This is a genomic window from Ruegeria sp. CL3 (genome assembly GCF_056536505.1).
The window spans coordinates 341,504-364,756 of the sequence record NZ_JBQFPT010000004.1; the positions used below are offsets into that span (position 1 = coordinate 341,504).

Sequence of the window (23,253 nt, forward strand, 5' to 3'; positions counted from 1 at the left end):
TTAGGTCATAATGTCAGAAGACCTAGTTGAAGAACGATTGACCGGTGACACTGAAAGACAGCACCACTCACGCCCCGGCATCGGACGGATTGGCGGAAATGAAAGACAACGCAGCCCGTGCCGCCGCGTTTCTGAAAACGCTCGCGCATGAGGGCCGCCTGATGATCCTGTGCCACCTCGGAGACGGCGAGAAATCGGTGGGCGAACTGGAGGCGCTTTTGCAAATCCGGCAAGCCGCCGTTAGCCAGATGCTGGCCCGCCTGCGTGAGGATGGTTTGGTCTCGACCCGGCGCGCGGGGAAAACGGTGTTTTATTCGCTTGAGGATGGCAACACGAAACAAGTGATCGAGTTGCTCTATCAACTGTTCTGCAAGCCGAACGACTGACAGAAGAGCGTTCCAGGGTTAACCCGAAACGGCTCTAGTTCGAGACATATCCCGCAACCACCTGCAGCAACTTGAACGCCGTCGCCGCGTCGTTTTCGACCACGGCCAGGAATTCCTCTTCCCCAATGCGCAAGCAGGAAAGATCGGTTTCGGCCACCATGCTCAACGCGCGGGGTTCCTTACGTATCAAGCCCAACTCGCCCACCAAAGCCCCCGGCCCGACGCGCAGGATCAGCTCATCCGACGTGCCCGATTTGGGCAGATACAACCCCGCTTCGCCTTCGAGGACGACGTATGCACCATCCGTGGGTTGGTCATCTTTGAGGAAGATCACCTGCCCGGCAGAGGCATCAAACCACCGCGCACCAAATGCCAGCAGGCGCAACTGTCGCCGATCAAGGCCGGAAAACAGCGGCGTCTGCTCTAGGGCGCGCAGTTTGCGGGCCAAGTCAGCCGAGGCGGCACTATCCTCTTCCACATCCCCCGGTCCTTCATCCGTGACAACCCGACCTTGCCGTATCTCGACATACATGTCGAAGACATCTGGGTTTTGGAATTGGTCGTTAAGATAGATGACCGTGGTCTCGGGCAACAGCGCGCGCAGGTTTTTGTAGACCGCGACCTGCGTTTGCATGTCATAGCTGGCCAGCGCATTTTCCAAAATCAGAATGTCGGGTTTCTTGATCGTCGCTCGGGTGAACGCCAAAGGTTCGGCAAAGACTGCGGGCAGGTTCTGGCCACCCAGCGCGACCGGCACATCATAGATCAACTCAACCACCAACGGACGCGCGCCGTGTTCGGCCAGAACATCAACAATCAGCTTGCGCACCTCGTCCGAGCGCGCGCCGCCAATCTCGCTGACCTTGCCGAACAGCGCGTTCTCCATCACGGTCAGGCCGGGCGCGACGGCCTCAGGGTCCAGCGGCACGAAGACGTCCATCAACGGCCGCATGAGCTTATCCGAGTGGCTGTGGCGCAGCTCCAGAATGCGATCCTTCAACTCATCCGAAAAGGCCGGGCCGATCTGTTCGGCCGAGACGACCAGAGGCACCGCCAGCAATGTTGCCAGTTGTTCGTCATCCAGCCCCTCGGCGCCTTCCTTGCGGGTGCGCTCGACCAGTTCGACGGCTGTTTCATAAGTCTGCGCCTCAAGTCCCAACTTGCGGAACAGCGGGTGATCTGTTCCATCCAGGCCAAAGATCTGGCGCAGCATGTCGATCACATCACGGGTCAGCGCGATCAGAGTCTCGTCCAACCCCAGTTCGCGCAACTGACCCAGAAAGACTCTCTGCTGTGCCAACAGCGCTTGCGTGACCGGTACACGGGGCGTGGCAAAAAGAAGGTTCTCGGCCACGGGCAAGGCCGGGTTATAGGTGGACTTGTCGAAGATCAGCGCCTGCTGCTCAAGCCCTGCCTTCTTCACCGCCTGCTGCACCAACGGTCGCAGCTTGACCAGTTTCTGCGCCAGTTCCGGATGCAGTGCAGCGTCGAAAACCTGCTCGGCCCCGCGCTGGAACAAGGCCGCGCCTGACCCCATTCCATCAATCAGTTGCAGCCACCAATCCCGCAGGCCATCCGCCGAATCCAGCCCTGCCAGAGACGGATCCAGCCACTCGGCCTTGAAGGGGTCGGTGCTGTTTCCCGCGCGCAAGGTCTCAGTAAATCCGGGATCGTCGCCAGCTTCCGACAGGGGCTTGTAGCGCATCGGCATCATCACATTGTCGCCCAGCGATCCCTGAAACATCACTGGTCGCGATGACGCATAGCCGATCCGCGCGGCGACGACACCCTGATGCAACTCAGCCAGATTTTGCTCGCCAATGCGGACGCGCCCAGCGCTTGGCAGAATCTCACGGGTCAGCAGCTCGGCAACAGCGCGGCGGTCTTCTTCGCTGGGCGCGGCGATGCCGATTGTTTTGCCATGCGGAAAGGTCAGGTTCAGATCGTCCAATATCTGGTTGCCGTCCATGTCGCGCACCGACACCCGATCCAGTGCGATGTCGCCATCAAGATGCGGGCGGGTCTTTGGCTCACCCTCAAACAGCGCTTCATCCTGCATTCCGGCCGGCGCGAACCGTTCGATCACCACATCCCAACGCAACGACATGTCCTGCGTCTGGTTGTAGTAGGTCAGCAGTTCCTTCCACGGAGAGCTGAGATCCTTATATGCCGCCAACGCCGCCACCAGCGCGCCCAGAGAGACCGAGCCCTGCAAGACCAGTAAACCGCCCACCAGATAAAACATGAACGGCGTCAGCTGTGAGATGAAGTTGTTTATGAATTTCATAAAGAACTTCTTCTGGTAGATCTCGAACCGGATTCCGAAGAGCCGCCCCAATTGATCCGAGATCATCGCCCTGCGATACCGCCAGCCCCCATTTGCGCGCAGGGTCGAGGCCCCGGCCGCGTTCTCGCCGATCTGAGCGGCTAGGATACGCACCTCTTGGATGCGCTTTTTGTTAAGCAGGTTGATCTGGCGCTGCAGCTTGGGGATCAACCAGGCCTGCACGGGGATCAGCGCAACTGCCGCAAGGCCGAACCAGACGCTTTGCAGAAACAGAAACGACAGGATGGTGATCATCTGCCCCGCCTGCAGAACTGGCTGGCTGATCGCATCCCCCATCAACCCGCCCATAGGCTCGCTTTCGGCGGTGATCATCGAGACCATCTCACCCTGGCTGACCCTCTCAAAATAGGGCTGGGGAAAACGCAAGGCGCGGCTGATCAACTGATAGCGAAAGCGGCGAAGCATACGCTCGCTCAGGACACCTTTCATGGTATTGATACGCATCTTCATCAGACCGTGGGCCAGCACCGCCGCCAAAAACGCAAAGCACAGAATGATCAGGAAATTCGTCTGCGGCAGGCTGTAGCCCCAAACCTGAACCACGCTGCTCGAGGCACCAATCGCGTCATTAATAATGCGCTTGGGCAGCTCAAGCGTGAGATAGAGCAGCGGAAACAACGTCGAGGTCACGGCCAGCAGGATTAACTGGTCGCGTTTGGAGTATTTCCAGATGAAGCGGAAAATCGTGCGTTCTATGGAACCTGTCCCTGCTTTTGATCAATGATCCGGTTTCGATACGATGCACGGAAAATTAACAGTCTGAATTTACAGTAATCTTGCTTTGCTAGGCAAATAGTTTCCGACAAAGTGCCAATCTTTGCGCATGTGTGAACTAGTTCATTTGCCTACACGCATTTTAGCGCCTAGAGTTCCCTTTAGGACGATATCGGGAGGATACGTTTGCCCGAAAGCTATGGTGCCGTGTTGCTGTTGCTCTGCTTGTTGCAGATCAAACATATGTTCGCGGACTTCTATCTACAGACGCCCAAGATGCTGACCGGGCGTGGCGAGTATTTTCATTTGGGACGCGCGCAACATGCGGGGGTGCATGTTGTGGGCTCGGCCCTTATTTTTTTGCTGTTTGGAGCACCGATCAGCTTTATCCTGATCATCTCGGCCCTAGAATGGATCATCCATTTCAACATTGATTTCGCCAAGGCCAGCTATTCCGACAAGAAGAAGCTACAGCCCAATCAGGCCGCGTTCTGGCGGGCAACTGGGCTGGACCAGCTGATGCACAGCCTGACCTATATTGCGATGGTTTGGGCCTGGATCACTTTCGCCGTCTGAGGTCTTAGGCGACGCGGTCCATTCGAGCGATCTGGTAGGCGGACATCCAAAGACGGTCCACTGCATCCAGCTCGTCCGGATCAAACTGCTGCTCGGACTCCCAATACCGCCCGGATGGCACATAATAGCCGAGGCGCGCTTCGGCCTCCAACGCGTCATGCGCTACGCCAGTCGATGGCATTGGTGCGTCTTCCATCCGTGACGCGTGTAGCGAGGGATAGAGCAGCCTGCTTGCACCCTCCGACAAGCGCACCATACGGCAGCCCTGAGCGGCAGCGAAAACGCCCAATCTGGCCGATTTCGCCTCAAGCGACCGCAATGAGATGTCAGCACGCAGTGGATCAGCGGTTCCGTTGCCATAGAAATGCGTTTTCCCCGACCCGGGATAGACCATGTCGCAGCCGAAATAGGCAATCACTGAGGGTGCGAGGGCAGATAGCGCCCAATAGCCTGCGGTAAACGCCATGGTTCCACCCGCATAGACAAAACCGCCATAGGCGTTTTGCCGAGGCACGTAGTCTTCGGCTGTCACGATCCTTTGGTCTTTCGACAGGGTTGTGGGTCGGTTTTCCGGCGGAAAATCCTCAGGGTGGATCAGGATGTCCCAATCTGGACGAATGCGCCATGCGTTGTTGATGGTCACGATATGCGTGAACGGTGTCCGGTCCCAATCCCGGGCGGCTACCGCTGACGGCGCACTGCCAAGGATCAGGACTTTGTTTGGCGTCTGAGGCATCACGTATCCGCTCCTTTTCGCGTTTACGTGATGTTAGGGCCAATTGTCGGGCTGACTACCCCAAGACCGAAAAACTGCTTTCTTCGTTAATCGGGCGGTTGCGCGAATAGAAACCGACATCAATCACGCGCTTGATGTAAGGCAGTTCGAACTGCAGCGGTTCGGCATCGTGGTCTGCACCGCCCTCGCAATAGTCGATCAGAGCCGTCATCATCTTACCCGCAATCGGCGCGTTTTTGTATTGGTTCCCGCTGGTGCCGCAGGCCATGTAGAATCCCGGCAGGCTGGATTTATCGTAGATCGGAATCCAATCGGTCGACGCATCATAGAGGTCAACCACGCCCCGTGTTTTGGACGGAATACCAAGGCTCGGTACCCGCTGCGCATAGCGCATCGCCTGCGTCGTCCACTGGTCGGTGAAATCGCGGTTATATATCTTGTCATCCTCACACCATTGATGCGGATCGCATTCGGGATCCTCGGATCCCACGAGGATGTGGTTGCCATGCTCGGGGCGGCAGTAGCAGGCGATGTCACTGTCCGAGACGATGGTCCCGTTGTTTTCGAAATCGAACCCCTCAGGCGCAGGAACATGGACCACTTCCTGCCGCAACGGGCGGGTTTCGATGGTCATATCGTCCAGAACGCCCGCCATGCCGTTGACAATGGCCGATCCCGGCCCAGCCACGTTTACCACGACCTTGGCACGAATTTCTTCGCCCGTAGCCAGTTTGACACCCGCCACGCGCCCGTCCTCAATCAGGATCTCAACAACCTCGGCCCCAGTGCGCAACTCGGCCCCGTTCTGGATTGCCGCATCCATCAGGTTCTGCGCCGAAAGTGCCGGGTCGGTGACATAGCCTGCCTGAGGCCAGAACACGCCGCCCTGCATCTTGCGCCCGTTCGGTTGCCCGAACTCCGGGTCGTCCATCCGGCGGGCGGGGGCGAAGCTTTCCAAAGAATAGACCGGCAGGCGTTCCGTGACCGTCGCGGGCGACCATTCCTCGAACGGGCAGTCCAGATCCGCACTGTTTTGCATATGCTTTTCCAGCATCCCGTTGGCATCCGTTTTCATGACCAGGCAACCGGTCTCGCGGAACTGCGCCAGATTGGCATCTGCGGGCAGGCCCAGATACGCGGGCCAATCGCGCCAATAATGGTAGCCCTCCCACGCGAAAGCCGTGCCGTCAAACGTCGAATAGTGCATGCGGATAATCGCGCAGGACCCCGCGGTCGAGCCATGGCCAACCTGCGTATTGCGATCTAGTGAAAGGGTTTTCCATCCGGCCTTGGCCATCTCGAACGCGATGGCCGCGCCAATGACGCCTGTCCCGATTATGATTGCATCTGGTTGGCTCATTCTGTCTTTCCTTCCCAAAAGCGCTTGGAATAAGCGCGAAATTCTTCAATTTCCTCGGCCCGAGGCTGAACCCCTGTGAAAGCATGTAGGTAGTGGGGCACCAACGAAAGCCGCGTTTCCATCGGCTCGTTCAGCTGCGCCAGATCATACCCGATCTGCATGTAGTATAGGACGCGCGCCCGGGTTTCGGCCTCAATGTCCGAATAGCCAAACCGCGCAAACATCGCGTGCAGCGCCTTGAGACGCCGCGCGTCGGACTGATCCAGCGCATTGCGCACCTTTCCCGATTTGCGAGCCCAGTCCCGGATGGCAAAATCAAGCGCCGTGTCGAACAGATCCGTGTTCACCACGCATCTCTGCACGTTGCAGACCGCGCTGGTAATGGTCTCGGCCGGGGCCTCGGCCTGCGCGATCAACGCCGCCGTATTGGTCGCCTGCCACCGCGCCAGTAACGCATCCAGAAGCTCTTGCCGCGATTTGAAGTACCAGTAGAAAGACGAGCGGGACACGGCCATGCGCTCGGCCAGGTTCATGACCTTAATCTGATCCACCCCGTCCGAGATCAGCACGTCCATCGCCACATTCAGCCAGTCATCCCGCGTGACTTTGATATTGCCGACCAAAGGCTCGGCCTTGGGGTCATCGCGGTGCAGGATCGGTTTGGTGTTCATTCAACTCTCCGGCGGCGCGCCGCCTTCTGCGGTCCGCTTCGCGATGAAATCATGCAAGGCGCCCAGACGATCACTATCACCTGCGGGCGGTTTGAAATCGTTCAGAATACCTTTCCAAACACCGGTTGCACGTTGATTGGCATCGACAGATCCACGCTCGGTCCAGGTGCCGAAATTGGCGTAGTCGTGGACATGCGGCTGGTAGAATTCGGTATTGTAGCGCTCCATCGTCTGGGACGAGGCAAAGAAATGCCCGCTGGGATCAACCTCACTCAGGGCGGTTTCAAAGCCGATTTCGGCCTGTCCGGCATGCGCACCGGCACAGAGCTCGGCAACCATGTTCAGCACTTCGGCGTCACAGATCATCTTCTCAAACGACACGCTCAATCCGCCTTCGAGCCAACCTGCAGAATGGATGATCACCGTCGCCCCGGCCATCAAACAGCCCCAAAGGCCAAACTGGTTTTCATTCGCGGCTTGCACGTCGTTGATGTTTGAGGCCGACCCGGCCGCAGACCGCCATGGCAGGCCCAGGAAGCGTGCCAGTTGGCCTGCCGCCAAAGACGCCTGAAAATGCGAGGGCGTCCCAAAGGCCGGAGCGCCGGATTTCATGTCGACGTTGCTGGTGAAGGTTCCATAGCAGACCGGCGCGCCAGGGTTCGTCAATTGCGTCAGGGTCACGGCCGCCAGAGCCTCGGCATGGGAAAGCGTGATGGCCCCCGCGACCGTGATCGGCGCCATCGCCCCCATCAGGGTGAACGGCGTGACGATCGACATCTGGCCATGACGGGCAAAGTCGATCAGCCCTTGCGCCATCGGGATATCCAGCGTGCGCGGGCTGTTGGTATTGATGATCGTATAACAATGCGCGTTGCCCCGGAATTCATCATCTGAAAGCCCTCTTGCGATAGACAGCATCTCAAAACTGTCCAACACCTGAGGGGTGCCGCGCGAGAAGAAGAAGGGGAATTTATCCGTCAACTCCATCTGCGCCTGCGTTGTGAAATAGTGGCGAAGATGGGTCGGCACATCCTGCGGCTCGACCTGAGGCGAAATCATCTGGAAGACGTCGAAGTGATGCGTCAGCTTCAGGAATTCAATGTAATCCTGACCCGACGCCGGTCGCCTGCCCCGTTCCAGATCGGTTGCGTTCGGCGCACCTGCACCCGGTTGAAACACGAGCGAACCCAGTTCCAGCGTAAAATCACGGTCACGCGCCCCTGCATGACACGCGATGGATTTGGGGGCCGAGGCCACAGCGGCCTCAACCAGATCGCGCCCGATAAAGACCATCTGAGTATCTTCGTCCACACGCGCGCCTGCCTTGGCAAAGATGCGGCGGGCTTCGGGCAGCAGGACTTTCACCCCAAGTTCCTGCAATACACGTAGCGCCGTCTCGTGCATGTCCGCGATCTGATCTTCGGGGAACACCTCCATCTGCGGGAAAGGGTTGCGCAGCTGGCGGTAGTTCACATCACGCGAGGGCGGTGGGGCGGCATCTGCACCCCGCCCGCGCCGTCGCCGACCACGCTCGGATGTCTGCGAGATCACCATCAGCCCCTCACCGCCTTGCCCTGCGGATCGTAAGGAGACGGCGCAACCACGCGCGCAGGCCGTTCCACACCAACCACATGCACGGTCAACTCCGTCCCGGGTTCGGCCTTGTCGCGATTGATCAATGCCATCGCCAGGGACTTGCCCGTGTAGTGGCCGTAGCCGCCCGAGGTGACAAAACCCACGCGTTCGCCATTGGACCAGATCGGCTCATACCCGCTGGCGTCGGCGTCCACAGCATCGACCTCAAGCGTCACCTGAAGCTGTGCCGGGCCATTGCCGTCACGCTCGGCCAAGACGGCCTGTTTACCGACGAAATCCTTGTCCCAGTCGATCCAGCGATCCATTCCGGTCATGCCCGGCGTGTAGGCTTGGGTAAACTCGGCGGACCAGATGCCGAAACTCTTCTCCAACCGGGTTGAGAGCATCGCATTAAACCCGCATTCGCGGATGCCTTCGTCAGCCCCGGCGTCCAACAGCATCCGTCGCAGCTTGATGTGATCGCCGTACCGGCAGTTGATTTCATAGCCCTTCTCACCGGTTACCGACATGCGGGCGACGCGGGCTCGGACCAGACCGATATCGAAATCTCCACAACCCATGAATTTCAGGCCCGAGATATCCTGTTCCGCCAGCTTCTCGACCACCGCCTGAGATTTCGGGCCGACCACGGCAAAGCCGCAATATTCCTCGCCCAGATCACGGACAGTCACGCCGTCCATCATGTGATCGTCGAACCAGCGCATGTGCCACGCACGAAGGTAGTAACTGCCCATGATCCACCATGTTCCGTCACCCCAGTTCAGCACGGTCAGGTCGCCTTTGAGCCGCCCCGTCTCACCCAGCATCGGCGCCAGTTTGGCGCGCCCCGGCCCTGGCAGTTTCGAGGCCATGACCTTGTCCAGCCAGGCCTGCGCATTCGGACCCGTCACCTCGAACCGGGAGAAACCCGAGATGTCCAACAGGCCAACCCCTTCGCGGAGCGTCTTGCACTCTTCCGCCACGATGTCATGGGCATTCGACCGCTTGAGGGTCGGCGTTTCCTCGAACCCTTTGGGCGCGAAATAGAGCGGTACCTCCAGGTCCCAGCTGACGCCCCATTTGCACCCGGCTTCGGTCATCGCATCATGCGCCGGGGCCATCTTCAGCGGACGGCCTGCTGGCAGTTGCTCATTCGGGTAGGTCATTACGAAACGGCGCGAGTAGAACTGACCGGTCGTTTCGCGAATGTAGCGTTTGTTCTGCGCGAAATCGCCATAGCGGGCGACGTCCATTGGCCACGCGTCGGCCTCGGGCTCGCCATGGATCATCCACTCGGCCAGAGTTTTGCCAACGCCGCCGCCCTGCAGGAACCCGGCCATCACGGCGCAGGCCGACCAATAGCCACGCTTGCCCGGAACCGGGCCGACCAGAGGGTTCCCGTCGGGCGAGAAGGTAAACGCGCCATTGACCCATGTCTTGATGCCGACATTTTGGATCGAGGGATAGCGCTCAAAGCCCAGTGTCAGCTCATTCTCGATGCGGTCGAGCTGCTCCTGAAACAGTTCCTCGCCGTAGTTCCATGGCGCCCCATCCATGGCCCAGTGCTCATGGTCAACCTCGTAGATCCCGACCAGAACACCCTTTTGATCTTGCCGCATATAGGTGAAGCCTTCGAGGTCGACAGTCATCGGCATCTCGAACTCGGCCTCAGCAACCTCGGGGACCGTGTCGGTGATCAGATAATGGTGTTTGAGCGGAGAGACCGGCAGTTCCACTCCGGCCATCCGGCCCACCTGCTTGGCCCAAAGGCCCGCCGCGTTCACAACATGCTCGCAGGTGATTGTGCCCTTGTCGGTCACGACCTGCCAGCCATCGGCGGTCTGCGTCAGGCTTTCGACCTTGGTTTCCTCATAATATTCCGCGCCACGCTTTTTTGCCGCCGTCGCGTAGGCCTGCACAGTGCCGGTCGTGTCGATATAGCCTTCGCGATCCGCCCACATCGCGCCCAACACGCCATCGGTGGACATGATCGGACAACGTCTCTGCGCCTCTTCCGGGGTCAGAAGCTCGCAATCATCGATGCCGATGGATTGGAAGATGCGGTAGTTTGCCTGCAGCCATTCCCAGCGTTCAGGGGTGCCCGCCAGCGTCAAACCGCCAGTCATGTGCAAGCCTATATTCTGGCCCGATTCCTTTTCGATCTCACTGAGCAGGTCGATGGTATAGGCCTGCAAGGACGCCATATTCGGGTCTGCGTTCAGCGCGTGAATACCACCCGCCGCGTGCCAGGATGACCCCGAGGCCAGCCTCCGCCGCTCCAACATGACGACGTCCGACCAGCCGAACTTGGCCAGATGATACAAGACCGAGGCCCCAACGACACCGCCCCCAATGACCACAACGCGATACTGAGATTTCATACTGCCCTCCGCTGCACGACTCGGGTGAAACGCTAGAGGCACTGTTCACTTCTGTCTAGACATTTCTGTACAGTGTCGAGCGCAAGCTGAATCCGGCCAAATCAGGCGCGTTTTAGAGGCTGGCGCTGGGCCGGGATTTAATCCTGTCGAACCAGGCTTGGGTCGCGGTATTTGCTTCCGGGATACGCATTTTGATCACACGGGCGAAATCGACAAAGACGAACCCGGTTATATCGGCGAGGGTAAAGTCCTCGCCCGCCATAAAGGGGCTGTCCTGCAAATGGTCTTCGAGCAAATCGAAGAACGCCCCCACCCTGTCGCGACCCCGTTGCGCAAGCTCGGGGATCTGCGGATAGTTCTCAGGTCCCGGAATGGGGCGGTCCTTGAAGGCTGGGTGACCGTTGCGTAGGGCCTCAGCAATCGGCATGCCGCCTTGCTGCTCGGCGATTGCGTTCCACATCAGAACACGGCCCTTTTCATCCGGCGTCTTGCCCATCAACGGGGGTTCCGGGCTATGCGCCTCGAGATAGGCAGCAATCCCAAGGTTCTCGGTCAGAACCGTGCCTTCATCGGTCAACAGCACAGGGATCGTGGCCCGAGGGTTAACGGCGCGAAAAGCATCGCTCAACTGCTCTCCCTCCGCGATCGAGATTTGCCGAGTTTCGATCTCCAAGCCTTTTTCGGCAATGAACATACGCGCGCGGCGCGGGTTCGGAGCGGTGGCGCAGTCGTAAAAGATCATCCGTTTTCCCTCTGTCGTGTTTAGCTCAAAGCCTTGCCGACCGCCCGCGCGATCACCCGTTCTTCGTCGGTCGGGATCACGAGCACGGGTATACCGCCATCTGATATCACCGTCGCATTTTGGGCGTTGGCCTCGGCGTTCAGATGGATGTTGAGAAATCCCATCCCATCCAGCACGCTCTGGCGAATAGGCGCAGCGTTCTCACCAATGCCGCCGCAGAACACCACCGCATCCACGCCACCCAAAACAGCCGCCATCGCACCCAGCTCCCGCCTGATCCGGAAGACATAATAGTTTATCGCCTCACGCGCGCGGGGATCATCGCTTTCCAGCAATGTGCGCATATCGTGGCTGATCTCGCTGAGGCCTAGCAGGCCACTTTTCTTGTAGAGGATATGCGTTATCGCCTCGGCAGAGTGACCTTGCTCCATCAGATAGAGCAACACGCCGGGATCAAGCTGACCGCAACGGGTCCCCATAGGCAGCCCGTCAAGCGCGGAAAAACCCATGGTTGAGCCGATACTCTTTCCGTTGGCCACAGCGCACATCGACGCCCCGTTGCCCAGATGCGCGATAACCACCCGGCCTACGGCCAGATCCGGGAAATCCTCAGCCATCTTGCCGGTAATGTAGTCGTAGGACAGGCCGTGGAACCCATAGCGCCGAACGCCTTTCTCATAAAAGCGGCGCGGAATGGCAAAGGCATCGTTTACAAACGGATGGCCTACGTGAAAGGAGGTGTCAAAACACCCAATCTGTTGCGCACCCGGGAAAGCCGTTCGTGCAGCGCGGACGGCCGCCAGATTGTGGGGCTGATGCAACGGGGCCAGTGACGAGAGCGTTTCAAGTTGGGCCAGCACGTGATCATCCAGAACCGTTGGCCCTTCGAAGGTTTGTCCGCCGTGGACAATGCGGTGGCCTACACCGACGATTAGATCCGATTGAAGCAGAGGCTCTATGTTCTGCAAGATCGCCGTGACACCGGCCGCGTGGTCAGCAGGCCCGATCTCACGTGTCTCATGAAACCCGTCGCCGTTGATTTGCAATTGAGCGACCGGTCCCAGATTGTCGACTTGCCCGTGCCACAGCAATTCGGGTTCAGCGTCGGCGCGGTAGACTCCGAATTTGATGGTCGAACTTCCCGCGTTCAGCGTCAGGATGGCCTGCATTGCGTTCCTCCGGTTTGCTTAGCCTTTTCGTGGACCCGGACGCGCCTAACGCGTCACCGCCGGTAGATAAAACAGCGCCCCTCGACTGCGCCCGCCGGTAAGGGCAGCTCGGACAACGCATCGAAATACATTCGATCACTGGAAACCATCAGGCCACCCGGTGCCAGAAGCGGTTCAATCAAAGGCGAAACAAACCGCGCGAAGGCGTCGTTCTTTTCGCGATTGTGCCCACCCAAATCCGCATGGATCAGGCTGGCCGTCGCGCCGAACCGATCCACCGAGGCTGGCAGAGTGTCCCGCACATCGCCCAAAATCACCCGATCCTCTGGCGGGGTGGAGTCGGGGTGTGAGGCCACCGCGCGTTCGAACACAAAAACCGGGCGGTTCTGGATGTACTGGATCATGTGGTGATAGGTTCGACCATTGCCCAGGCCCAGTTCGAACACCGGCCCGGACATGCCTTTTGTCTGCTCGATTGCGAAATCCAGGCAGGCGCGTTGCGACACCATGCGGTCAATAAACAGATCCAGTCGGCTTTGGTTTTCGGACACAGGAGATTCTCTCTTTGATACTCAACACCAGCTTAAATGGTGCTGGTCACGAACTTGATGGCAAAAACTCAACTGTTTGTGTAGTTGTAGAGGCGAAAGTTTCACATTCCCGCGACATTTCAGCCTAAGAACGGGTTTGACGAGTCGGGTGAAACCGCGCGACAGTAAGTCAAAAAAACGGGGAGAATAAGAAGCCGATGCTCATCTACGGCCAAACGGGTGGAAAACCCGAATGACTGCGTTGTTGTCTGTCAGAGATCTCAGCATCGGTTTCGGCACGGCAGATTCAGTCGTGCGGGATGTGAATTTCGATGTGGAGGCCGGACAGACACTTGCTTTGGTGGGTGAGTCGGGCTCGGGCAAAACAATCTCCTGCCGGGCCGTGTTGCGTATCCTGCCGCGCGTGGCGCAGATTCGCAGCGGATCGATTATTCTGAATGATTCCAAGGGCAAGGCCGACCTGACGCAAATCAACGAGCGGGAGATGCGCAGCATTCGCGGCAACCGCGTCTCGATGATCTTTCAGGAACCGATGCGATCTTTGTCGCCACTTCACAAGATCGGCAATCAGGTCAGCGAGGTCCTCTGGCTGCATCGCGGCGCGTCCGAGGCGCAAGCCCGTAAGGAAGTCCTGACCCAGTTTGAACGTGTGGGCTTTCCAGACCCTCAGCGGGCTTATGACTCCTATCCGTTCGAGCTGTCGGGCGGTATGCGCCAGCGCGCCATGATCGCTATGGCGATGGTCTCCAAGCCAGAGCTGCTGATTGCTGATGAACCTACTACTGCGCTGGATGTGACCACGCAGGCGCAGGTATTGGGCCTGATCAAGGAGCTTCAGCGCGAAACCGGGATGGCGCTGATCCTTGTTACGCACGATCTGGGCGTAGTTGCGAATATGGCCGAGCAGGTCGTCGTCATGCACAAAGGTCGCGTGATGGAGGCAGGCCCCGCCGCCCCCATCCTGACCGCGCCGGCCCATCCCTATACCAAACAACTGTTCGATGCGGCCCCGGCCATTCCAGATCAGGACGCCGTCGGCATTCCGATGCCGGACGAAGACCTGATCCTGAATATGAAAGGGGTCTCCAAAACCTATACGATGCGCTCCAGCAAGGGTTGGCAGGCGGACAAACAGATCCATGCCTGTCGCAGCGTCGACCTGAAGCTTGCACGTGGAAAGACACTGGCGATTGTCGGCGAAAGCGGCTCTGGCAAGACCACCGCTGCCCGGATTGCCCTTGGCGCCGAACTGCCCGATCCTGGCGGAGAAGTTCTGTTCTGCACCGCCCAAAGCGAAGAACCGATCCCGGTCCACCAGATGACCCGCTCCCAGCGCACCGCGTTTCAACGCAAGGCCCAGATGGTGTTTCAGGATCCCTACAGCTCACTCAGTCCACGGATGCGCATTCAGGACGCAATGACTGAGCCACTGGAAATTCACCGTATCGGTTCGGTCTCGGAGCAACGCGACAAGGCGGCCGAGATGCTGCAACGCGTGGGGCTAAACGCGGACATGCTGAAACGCTATCCGCATGCGTTTTCCGGCGGGCAGAGACAGCGCCTGTCCATCGCCCGCGCCATGATGCTGGACCCGCAGTTGATTGTCTGTGACGAGCCAACCTCGGCGCTGGATGTGTCGGTTCAGGAACAAATCCTGACACTTTTGGAAAACCTGCAGGACAGCCTGAACCTGTCCTATTTCTTCATCTCTCACGACCTTGCGGTCGTGGCCCGTATCGCTGACGAAGTTGCCGTGATGCGTCGGGGGCTGATTGTCGAACAAGCCCCGCCCGAAACACTCTTCTACAATCCGCGCCATCCATACACCAAGGCGTTGATTGCCGCTCAACCAGAACCCGACATTAACCGCCCGATTGACTTGCAAATGGTCTCTCTGGGTGCCGGCGCGCCGGACAGTTGGGATGAGGCCTTTCGTTTCTCGGACACCGTGATACCTTCGCTGGTGGAATTGGAACCGGGCCATAAGGTACGTTGCCATGTTTAATACCACTCGCCCTCTGATCCTGGCCGCCACTCTGGCCTTTGGCTGGACGCTGCCTGCACTGGCCGATGTGCCGGTTCCGCAAGAGAGCAGCTTTTGGTCGGCTGAGGTGAATGCCGGCGATCTGCCGCCGGTTTCGGAACGCCTACCCAAAGACCCTCTGGTAGTGGATCTGGCCGCGAAGGGCCGTGAATTCGGCACCCCCGGCGGCACAATGCGGACCATGGTGACCCGGTCCAAGGATATCCGCCAGATGGTCGTCTACGGTTACGCCCGGTTGGTTGGTTTTGACGGTGATTACAATATCGTACCCGACATTTTGGCCTCGTTCGACAATGACGGAAACCGCAAGTTCACTCTGCACTTGCGCGAAGGACATAAGTGGTCAGATGGCTCACCGTTTACGTCCGAAGATTTCCGGTACTGGTGGGAAGATGTCGCCAACAACGAATTGCTCAGCCCCTCCGGACCACCTGATTTTCTGATCGTCGAGGGCAAGGCCCCAACCGTCTCTTTTCCGGATGAGACAACCGTGATCTACGAATGGGATGATCCGAACCCGGATTTCCTGCAGACGCTGGCACAGGCCCGCCCGCCCTTCATATACCGCCCATCCGCTTTTCTGAAACAGTATCACGAAAACTACGTCGATCCTGAGGATCTGGCCGCGCAGGTCGATGATGCGCGCGTCAAAAGCTGGGCGGCCCTGCACAACAAACTCGACAACCTCTACAAGTTCGACAACCACAAGCTGCCCACGCTTCAGCCCTGGCTGAACGCAAGCTCGGGCAAGAAAATCCGCCACAACTTCGTCCGCAATCCGTACTACCACCGTATCGACTCCAAAGGGGTGCAACTGCCCTATATCGACGTGGTCGAGATGGAGATTGTGGCACCGGGACTGGTGGCCGCAAAGACCAACGCGGGTGAGACCGACCTGCAGGGGCGTGGTCTGGCGTTCCGGGATGCCTCGATCCTGAAAAAGGGCGAGGCGGTTGGCAACTACAAGACATTACTCTGGAAAACCGGTGTCGCCTCGCAGATCGCAATCTATCCGAACCTGAACTACGCGGATGAGGTTTGGCGGGACGTAATGCGAGACGTGCGCGTGCGCCGCGCCCTGTCTTTGGGAATTGATCGCAAGACGATCAACCAGGCGCTCTATTTCAAACTGGCAAAACCGGGCGCGATGGCGGTTCTGCCCGCCTCCCCCTTCTACAGCGAGGAAAACGCCCAGGCCTGGGCCCAGTATGATCCCGATCTGGCGAACGCCCTGCTGGACGAGGCTGGGCTGAACGAGCGCGACAAGAACGGCATTCGGCTGTTGCCCGACGGTCGCCCAATGGAGTTGATCATCGAAACCGCCGGTGAGCGGCAAGAGGTCGAAAACGCCCTGCAAATCGTCACCGATACATGGCGCGAGATTGGCGTCGATCTTGTGATGCGCCCGCTGGATCGCGATATCCTGCGTAACCGGGTGTTCGCGGGCAACACGATGGCTTCCGTCTGGTTCGGCTGGGATGACGGGCTGCCCCAAATCCACACCTCGCCTGCCTATCTTGCGCCGACGGATCAGGTGTTTCTCGCCTGGCCAAAATGGGGACAGTACTATCAGACCGGCGGCGAAGTGGGTGAGGCCCCCGACATGCCCGAGGCTGAGCGCCTGATGACTTTGGTCCATGACTGGGAGACCGCCACAACGGATGAACAGCGCGCTGCCGTCTGGACCGAGATGTTGGAAATCCACGCTGACCAGCTATACGCGATCGGCATTTTGAATGGCGCACCGCAGCCCATTGTCGTCTCGAACCGTTTGCGCAATGTCCCCGAGCAGGCCATGTGGGCGTGGGAACCCGGCGCGCATTTCGGCGTCCATCGCCCGGATGAGTTCTTTTTGGTCGACTGAGCAGGAGCAGCTAAATGATCATGCTGCGCTATGCGGTCTATCGCTTCTTCACGATGCTGCTGACACTGTTGGTGGTCTCGGTTCTGATATTCGTCATCATCAACCTGCCACCCGGCGACTATCTGAGCAATCAGATCGCCGAGCTTCAGGCCTCAGGCCAATCCGCCGGTGTCGCCAAGGCCGAGTTTCTGCGGGCAGAATACGCCTTGGATCGTCCCATGTGGGAGCAATACCTGATCTGGATGGGCTTCTGGCCCGGCCCCCACGGCTTCGAAGGTCTCCTGCAAGGCAATTACGGCTGGTCGTTTGAGTTCGACCGTCCCGTCTCGGATATCGTGGGTGATACGCTTTGGCTGACGGTTGTGGTCAATCTGGCCGCGATCCTGTTCGTTTACGCCGTCGCCCTACCCTTGGGCGTGATCGCCGCTGCGCGGTCGCGAACGTGGATCGACTATACCTCCGCCTTTGTCGGCTATCTGGGTCTGGCCACGCCGAACTTTTTGCTGGCGCTGATCCTGTTCTACTACGGTCATCAGTATTTCAACCTGCCCATCGGCGGCCTGATGGACCCGAAATTCGAAGGCGAACCGATGAGTTGGGACAAGCTGAAATCCATCCTTGTCCACCTGATCGTGCCGACCTTTGTCATCGGCACCTCAGGCGCGTCGGCCATGATGCAGCGCCTGCGCGCGAACATGCTGGACGAGCTGGGCAAACCCTATGTTGAGACAGCCGTTGCCAAGGGCATGGCCCCATCGCGGATGCTGACCAAATATCCGTTGCGCGTGGCCTTCAACCCATTCGTCGCCGACATCGGGAACCTGCTGCCCTCGATGGTGTCTGGCTCGGTTCTGGTATCGGTCGTGTTGGGCCTGCAAACCATCGGGCCGACCCTGCTGACGGCGCTGAAAACGCAGGACCAGTTCCTGTCGGCGTTCATCCTGATGTTCGTGGCCCTGCTAACCCTGATTGGAACCATGATCTCGGACATCCTTCTGGTCATGCTCGACCCGCGCATTCGGTATGAGGGGCGAGACGCATGACCGAACGCCCCGATGATCGCTATGTCGATGACGCGCCGTTCGACCCGCAGGCCTCGGTCCAACAGCTTGAGCGCGCCGATCTGGACGCCCCGAACTGGGTGCTGGTGTGGCGCAAATTCCGCACGCACAAGCTGGGCCTGATCTCGGGCGTCTTTCTGCTGCTGTGCTACCTGATGCTGCCCTTTGCAGGCTTCATCGCCCCTTATGGCCCCAATGACCGGAACGGAGAGCACCTCTACGCCCCGCCCCAGTCAATTAACTGGTTCCACGAGGGCGAATTCATCGGGCCCTATGTCTACCCCATCACGGCCGAGGCGGATCTTGAGACCTTCCAGTGGAAGTTCATTCCAGACACCGAGGATCCTCGTCCGATCAAGTTCTTCTGTGAAGGGTCCGAGTATCGCTTGGCCGGGTTCATCCCCTCGGACACGCATCTGTTCTGTGCCCCTGATGGCGCGACACTGTTCTTATGGGGCTCGGATCGGCTGGGCCGCGATATCTTCAGCCGCATCCTCTATGGCGCGCAGCTGTCGCTGACCGTCGGCCTGATCGGCATCTCGGTGTCGTTCTTCCTTGGTATCCTCTTCGGCTCGATGGCCGGGTATTTCGGAGGGCGCATCGACTGGACCATAAACCGCGTGATCGAAGTCCTGCGATCCCTACCCGAACTGCCGCTCTGGCTCGCCTTGTCCGCCGCCGTACCCTCGAACTGGAGCCCCGTCGCGGTCTTCTTCATCATCTCGATCATCCTCGGCATCCTCGATTGGCCCGGCCTCGCCCGATCCGTCCGCGCCAAATTCCTGTCCCTGAGAGAGGAAGAATACGTCCGCGCGGCAGAGATGATGGGCGCAAGTTCTGGCCGGGTGATCCGCAAGCATCTGTTGCCGAACTTCATGTCCCACCTGATCGCGTCGGCCACACTGTCGATTCCCGCAATGATCCTGGGTGAAACCGCGCTGTCCTTTCTCGGCCTCGGCTTGCGCGCGCCTGCGGTCAGTTGGGGCGTGATGCTGAACGACGCGCAGAACCTCGCCTCGATCGAGATCTACCCGTGGACGGCCATTCCGATGCTGCCCATCATCGTCGTCGTTCTGGCCTTCAACTTCCTTGGAGACGGGTTGCGCGACAGTCTGGACCCCTATCAGCAATGAGCCTGCTGTCCTCTCTTCCGGCGGTCGACAGCTATCGCACCACCGGCGAGGGAACCCTGCCCAGCGCCTTTGCCGTCTCCGAAGTGGCAACCGCCAGCTTCGCAGCGGTCGGTCAGGAGTTGGCCCGATACCTGGCCGCCGCAAACCTGTCATCAACCGCGCCAGAGATCACGGTGGATCACCGCCTCGCTTCGCTCTGGTATCGCTATTCCTTCAAGCCCGATGGCTGGGAGATGCCCAGCCTGTGGGACGCCATCGCAGGCGACTACCGCGCGTCTGACGGCTGGATTAGGTTGCACACCAACCTGCCCCACCACCGCACTGCCGCCCTGAATGTTCTGGGCACGCCAGCAGACCGAGAAGCGGTTTCTCAGGCCCTGCGCAGCTGGGCTATCGCTGATCTCGAAAGCGCTGTTGTGGCCGAGGGCGGCGTCGCAGCCGCCATGCGCAGCCGCGCCGAATGGTTGGAACACCCCCAAGGCCGCGCCGTCAGCCGTGATCCGTTGATCAGTTGGCAGAATCCACGTCGGATCACTCTACGAGATCGTCCGGCTGCAACAGCCGGACGCCCGCTTGCCGGCTTGCGCGTCCTAGACCTGACCCGCGTTCTGGCGGGCCCCGTCTCAACCCGCACATTGGCCGGATTAGGCGCGGTTGTGCTGCGCATCGACCCTCCGGGCTGGGATGAGCCGGGCGTTATTCCCGACATCTCGCTGGGCAAACGCTGCGCCTATCTGGACCTGAAGTCGACCGAGGGCCTGACCCACCTGCAAGACCTGCTGTCACAAGCTGATGTATTCATCCACGGGTACCGCCCCGGCGCGCTTGAGGCTCTGGGGCTTAGTAAAGCAAAGCGTGACGAACTGGCCCCCAACCGGATCGAGGTCACTCTGGACGCCTATGGCTGGCAGGGCCCTTGGGCCACACGCCGCGGCTTTGACAGTCTGGTGCAGATGAGCGCCGGGATCGCGCATGCGGGCATGGACTGGGCCCAGGCTGACAAACCCACCCCGTTGCCGGTGCAGGCGCTGGACCATGCCACCGGATATCTGATGGCGGCAGCGGTGCTGTCTGCCCTGGCCGAGGCGGCCTCAGGCAACTCAATCATGCACGCCCATCTATCTTTGGCGCGCACCGCCGAGTTGCTGGCCATTCTTGGCAAAACCGAAACGAGGCAAGACCCGATAACGGCCAACCAAACCGACTATAGCGAAAAGACCGAACAGTCCGGATGGGGACCAGGCCACCGCCTCAAACCCGCACTGACCATTGGTCAAACAGCGATGAATTGGGACCTGCCCGCCCCACAACTGGGCACCTCCGAGCCAACCTGGCCCTGATGCGCTAATCGCCGCGCGGCACGCGCGGCCTGGCCCAACGCTTAGGACGGTGTCTCGTCAGAGACGCGGCCCAAAGGGGCGGGAGGACCGTCTTAGCGGTCGTCGCCGCCCGGCCCAATATCGTCCAGATAGTCCTCGTCAATTGCTGCCTGCACCGCGCCGGTCACTGCTTCGCGCTGTTTCGGTGTGAGGTCTTCGGTCTCTTTGCCATCGGCAAGACGAACGGTTACCTCACGATGCGCAAACTTGATGCCTTCGCGAGCGAAAAGCTCTCGTATATCTTGATACACTTTCTTACGCACCAGCCACTGATCGCCTGGTTTGGTCATGAACTTGACCCGGATGATCATCGCGGAATCCTGCATCTCGATCACGCCCTGCGACTTCAAGGGCTGGATGAAGTTGTCGCCGATTACCGGATCGCTCAGCAACTCCTGACCTAGTTTCTTGATCAGTTTCCGCACCTTCTCGACATCCGTGTCATAGGTCACGCGCAGAGGCAGCTTCATGATCACCCAGTCACGCGAATAGTTGGTCAGAACCTTGATCTCCCCAAAGGGAATAGTGTTCAGCGCCCCCAGATGGTGGCGCAGCTGGAACGACCGGACCGAGATTTTCTCAACAGTTCCCTTCACATCCCCAATGTCGATGTATTCCCCTTTGCGGAACGCATCATCCAACAGGAAGAAGGCACCCGAGAAGATGTCGCGCACCAAGGTTTGCGACCCGAACCCGACAGCCAGACCAACCACACCGGCACCTGCGAACAGAGGGCTGACGTTGATGCCCAGCTCCATCAGTACGATCAGCACAATCGTCACGACAACGACCGCCAAGATCGCCCCGCGGAACAAAGGCAGCAAGGTGGCCAAGCGGCTCTGACCGCCTTCGCCGCCTTCATCGCCCAGCTCGGCTTCGGAGCCATCATCAGATTCCTCGGCGATTTTGCTGTCGATCCAGATGCGGAAGAAGTTGAACAGGATGTAACCGATGAACAGGATCACCATCACGTCCAACGCGCGCCCGATCGGCAGATCCTCGCTCCAGCTGGCATCTGGGTTCCAGATAACCACCAGCGCGTAGCTACCAACGACAAAGGCCAGAATGCCAGCTACCCGGCGGGCCAGATCCTCGTAGGTCAAAATGGCGTGTTTGCGTTGTACTGCCTCGGGCGAGGGTGCCTCTGCCTCGATCTCTGCCTCGGCGTTGATCTGTTCGATCTTGCGGTTGCGATCGAAATAGCGCTCCAGCAGGTAGTTCATCGCGCCATAGGCCACGACAACCGACATGAAGATCGCATAGCTGCTGGCAACAATCGGGACCGAGTTTTCATTCTCAAGCACCAGATCCACGGCCAGCTTCGACCAGCTGAACACAATGTACAGGATCAACACCGGAGCCCAAGCAAATGAGATGAAGCGCAGAATCCACGAAACTTGAGACGGTGCCCGCCCGCCCCGGATCGCGTTTGAAATGGCCCCGGCATTGAACAGGATCATCAGAATATTCAAGAAGGCCCCAAACAGGGTCAGGCACCCATAGACCAAAGCGTAGACGTTGTAGTTCAGACCGAAATCCGCCACCCAGGTCGAAAATAGAACGACCGAAACGTCATAGGTCGCCACCGCCGATGCCCAAATATACAGCCGCTTGGCGTGGCGGTCGGAAAAGGGCGGCAGGCGATACTGGCTCAGGTAAGGTGACAGCACCATTCGCCACAGGTCCGAGATCGTGCGCGACAGGAAAAAGGCCGTGAAGATCGCGGTCACGGTAAACTGGATCGAGATATCTTCGGCCTCGCCAAAGAAAAGATAGCCCACGATCAATGCCATCAACATGGCAAAGATCGTGCCGCCGATTCCCATCACGAAGCGGTACACGAGAAACGGCATCTTCTCGCGATAGCCCTGCGGGTTCTCCTTGATCCGCGCCACGACCCAGCGCTTGGCGATCCGTTTGCCATAGATCTCGGTTGAAAGCCATCGCCCTAGCAGCAGGAAGAGGATGTTCCAGCCCAGAACCTCGACATAAGTCTGGATACGGCCATCTGGGCTGGTCTGACGCAGGATATACTCCACTTCGAACACCGAATAGGGCAGTGCCTCAAGACGTGACTGAACCGACTCACGGAACTTGGTGAATCGCGCCTGTGTCCTCATCAGTTGCGAGGCCTCGGCCATGGGGTCAGCCTCAGCCGATTCCACTTCGGGCTGCTCGCCCGCGGTGGAGACCAGATTGCCCGAACTATCGATGACGATAACACTGGCACCAGCCTCAGTGGCGGTTCGGATCGCGTCGGCGAGATCACTGTCGTTGGTTGCAGCCTCTTCTGTCGCGGAGCCTGAACTATAGCCCGGTATCAGCGCGGTCTGCGCCGCCACACTGGCTGGAAACGCCAACAACAGAGCCCAAAATGCCAAAAGCGTCGCGGCCAGAAAGTTCGGTTTCATAGGGTCTTGCATCCAATTTCTTCACTGGCGCACACCGTACAGAACCTGTTGGACGTGTTCAAATCCTCCCGCCCGCCCTTTTTCGCGCTTTGACCGAAACGGCAAAGACTGGTGCAAATTGAACCCATATCCTCAATATCCTGTTGCCAAATC

Annotated in this window: 17 protein-coding genes; 7 read left to right on the forward strand and 10 right to left on the reverse strand. The window is 59.1% G+C overall.

Annotated elements, in window-relative coordinates; all coding sequences use genetic code 11:
- Nucleotides 1-98 precede the first annotated feature (98 nt).
- Nucleotides 99-386, forward strand: coding sequence for a metalloregulator ArsR/SmtB family transcription factor (locus tag ACR0NO_RS08170; protein WP_170378110.1), 288 nt, complete (start codon nucleotides 99-101; stop codon nucleotides 384-386).
- Between the two features lie 34 nt (nucleotides 387-420).
- Here the strand turns inward: ACR0NO_RS08170 and ACR0NO_RS08175 are convergent, their stop codons facing one another.
- Nucleotides 421-3,417, reverse strand: coding sequence for an ABC transporter transmembrane domain-containing protein (locus ACR0NO_RS08175; protein ID WP_480723618.1), 2,997 nt, complete (start codon nucleotides 3,415-3,417; stop codon nucleotides 421-423).
- Between the two features lie 216 nt (nucleotides 3,418-3,633).
- Between ACR0NO_RS08175 and ACR0NO_RS08180 the strand changes: the two genes are divergently transcribed.
- On the forward strand, nucleotides 3,634-4,023 hold the full coding sequence (locus ACR0NO_RS08180) for a DUF3307 domain-containing protein (RefSeq protein ID WP_170472196.1): 390 nt from the start codon (nucleotides 3,634-3,636) through the stop codon (nucleotides 4,021-4,023).
- Nucleotides 4,024-4,027: 4 nt separating this feature from the next.
- Here ACR0NO_RS08180 and ACR0NO_RS08185 read toward each other — a convergent pair whose 3' ends face one another.
- The 8 genes from ACR0NO_RS08185 to ACR0NO_RS08220 all read right to left on the reverse strand — a co-directional run bounded on the left by ACR0NO_RS08185 (nucleotide 4,028) and on the right by ACR0NO_RS08220 (nucleotide 13,208).
- Nucleotides 4,028-4,759 carry a hypothetical protein gene (locus ACR0NO_RS08185; protein WP_480723579.1) on the reverse strand — a complete coding sequence of 244 codons (732 nt, stop codon included), beginning with the start codon at nucleotides 4,757-4,759 and terminating at the stop codon, nucleotides 4,028-4,030.
- 55 nt (nucleotides 4,760-4,814) lie between these two features.
- Nucleotides 4,815-6,119 carry an NAD(P)/FAD-dependent oxidoreductase gene (locus ACR0NO_RS08190; protein WP_480723580.1) on the reverse strand — a complete coding sequence of 435 codons (1,305 nt, stop codon included), beginning with the start codon at nucleotides 6,117-6,119 and terminating at the stop codon, nucleotides 4,815-4,817.
- Nucleotides 6,116-6,790, reverse strand: a complete 675-nt coding sequence (locus ACR0NO_RS08195) for a TetR/AcrR family transcriptional regulator (protein ID WP_480723581.1) — start codon at nucleotides 6,788-6,790, stop codon at nucleotides 6,116-6,118. The genes ACR0NO_RS08190 and ACR0NO_RS08195 overlap by 4 nt, the downstream gene beginning before the upstream one ends.
- Nucleotides 6,791-8,341 (reverse strand): trimethylamine methyltransferase family protein, encoded by a 1,551-nt coding sequence (locus ACR0NO_RS08200; protein WP_480723582.1) that lies wholly within the window; start codon nucleotides 8,339-8,341, stop codon nucleotides 6,791-6,793.
- Between the two features lie 2 nt (nucleotides 8,342-8,343).
- Nucleotides 8,344-10,746, reverse strand: a complete 2,403-nt coding sequence (locus ACR0NO_RS08205; RefSeq protein ID WP_480723583.1) for a GcvT family protein — start codon at nucleotides 10,744-10,746, stop codon at nucleotides 8,344-8,346.
- 112 nt (nucleotides 10,747-10,858) lie between these two features.
- Nucleotides 10,859-11,488 carry a glutathione S-transferase family protein gene (locus ACR0NO_RS08210; RefSeq protein ID WP_480723584.1) on the reverse strand — a complete coding sequence of 210 codons (630 nt, stop codon included), beginning with the start codon at nucleotides 11,486-11,488 and terminating at the stop codon, nucleotides 10,859-10,861.
- A gap of 20 nt (nucleotides 11,489-11,508) precedes the next feature.
- Nucleotides 11,509-12,657, reverse strand: a complete 1,149-nt coding sequence (locus ACR0NO_RS08215) for an acetate/propionate family kinase (RefSeq protein ID WP_480723585.1) — start codon at nucleotides 12,655-12,657, stop codon at nucleotides 11,509-11,511.
- A 53-nt stretch (nucleotides 12,658-12,710) separates the two neighbouring features.
- Nucleotides 12,711-13,208 carry a class I SAM-dependent methyltransferase gene (locus ACR0NO_RS08220; RefSeq protein WP_480723586.1) on the reverse strand — a complete coding sequence of 166 codons (498 nt, stop codon included), beginning with the start codon at nucleotides 13,206-13,208 and terminating at the stop codon, nucleotides 12,711-12,713.
- A gap of 232 nt (nucleotides 13,209-13,440) precedes the next feature.
- On the opposite strand from ACR0NO_RS08220, the gene ACR0NO_RS08225 reads away from it, so the two are divergent.
- From ACR0NO_RS08225 to ACR0NO_RS08245, 5 genes are read left to right on the forward strand one after another with little or no spacing between them, the layout of a single operon-like run.
- Nucleotides 13,441-15,213, forward strand: a complete 1,773-nt coding sequence (locus ACR0NO_RS08225; protein WP_480723587.1) for an ABC transporter ATP-binding protein — start codon at nucleotides 13,441-13,443, stop codon at nucleotides 15,211-15,213.
- Nucleotides 15,206-17,116 carry an ABC transporter substrate-binding protein gene (locus ACR0NO_RS08230; protein WP_480723588.1) on the forward strand — a complete coding sequence of 637 codons (1,911 nt, stop codon included), beginning with the start codon at nucleotides 15,206-15,208 and terminating at the stop codon, nucleotides 17,114-17,116. The genes ACR0NO_RS08225 and ACR0NO_RS08230 overlap by 8 nt, the downstream gene beginning before the upstream one ends.
- 14 nt (nucleotides 17,117-17,130) lie before the next feature.
- The gene (locus ACR0NO_RS08235; protein WP_170377562.1) at nucleotides 17,131-18,159 is read left to right on the forward strand and encodes an ABC transporter permease; all 1,029 of its coding nucleotides are present in this window, start codon (nucleotides 17,131-17,133) and stop codon (nucleotides 18,157-18,159) included.
- Complete coding sequence (locus tag ACR0NO_RS08240) at nucleotides 18,156-19,310, forward strand: ABC transporter permease (RefSeq protein ID WP_480723589.1); 1,155 nt, start codon at nucleotides 18,156-18,158, stop codon at nucleotides 19,308-19,310. The genes ACR0NO_RS08235 and ACR0NO_RS08240 overlap by 4 nt, the downstream gene beginning before the upstream one ends.
- Nucleotides 19,307-20,650, forward strand: a complete 1,344-nt coding sequence (locus ACR0NO_RS08245; protein WP_480723590.1) for a CoA transferase — start codon at nucleotides 19,307-19,309, stop codon at nucleotides 20,648-20,650. The genes ACR0NO_RS08240 and ACR0NO_RS08245 overlap by 4 nt, the downstream gene beginning before the upstream one ends.
- A gap of 92 nt (nucleotides 20,651-20,742) precedes the next feature.
- Here the strand turns inward: ACR0NO_RS08245 and ACR0NO_RS08250 are convergent, their stop codons facing one another.
- Entirely contained in the window at nucleotides 20,743-23,100 is a 2,358-nt protein-coding gene (locus tag ACR0NO_RS08250; RefSeq protein WP_480723591.1) for a mechanosensitive ion channel domain-containing protein, read from the reverse strand.
- Nucleotides 23,101-23,253 lie beyond the last annotated feature (153 nt).